Origin of the sequence: Ruminococcus sp. CAG:379, from assembly GCF_000434255.1 — a bacterium.
GTDB classification, from domain to species: Bacteria; Bacillota; Clostridia; order Oscillospirales; family Ruminococcaceae; genus Ruminococcus_F; species Ruminococcus_F champanellensis.
In genome coordinates this window covers 1-492 of sequence record NZ_FR894863.1, presented here as the reverse complement: position 1 = coordinate 492, position 492 = coordinate 1, and the positions used below count along the sequence as shown (strand labels likewise).

The following is a 492-nucleotide window of genomic DNA, read 5'->3' as shown; positions in this document are numbered from 1 at the left end:
GAAAGCAAGCCGCTCCAGTCCCACATGCACCTGCTGTTTCGGGTCGATCCGGGGCATTCTGGTCAGCCGATGCACCAGTCGCTGATAGGCTGGCATTCCTAGAATTTCCAGTCCGCTTTGAAATGCGGTATCCGGGTCAAAGCCTGCCCGGAGGGCTGCCTCGGAAACATTCCCCAGCATTGCATACAGACTGCAAAACTGTCTGCGCATCCGTTTTGTCTGTTCCGTCATAAAAATCGCCTCCTTTTCTGCGGTATACACCGCTCACTGACACCCCCTTCTTGCCGGTTTCTTGTATGTGCATGTACAAGTCCGGTGATTTTTTTTGTGAAAATTCGTCAGAATCGTTCTTTTTCATAAAAAGTTGAGAAAAATGCTTGACAGAATCGCCCTGATACGATATAATTGTTTAGTGCAAGAATTCTCTGTGCTTACAGGGTAATTTTTAGGCAACACCGCACAAAGTTTGTGCGGCAGATGCACCGGGGAATT

Annotated in this window: 1 pseudogene; it reads right to left on the bottom strand. The window is 48.4% G+C overall.

The features are described from left to right. A pseudogene (locus QVO51_RS03765) lies at positions 1-231 on the bottom strand (terminase small subunit); the annotation flags it as partial. Between the last annotated feature and the right edge of the window lie 261 nt (positions 232-492).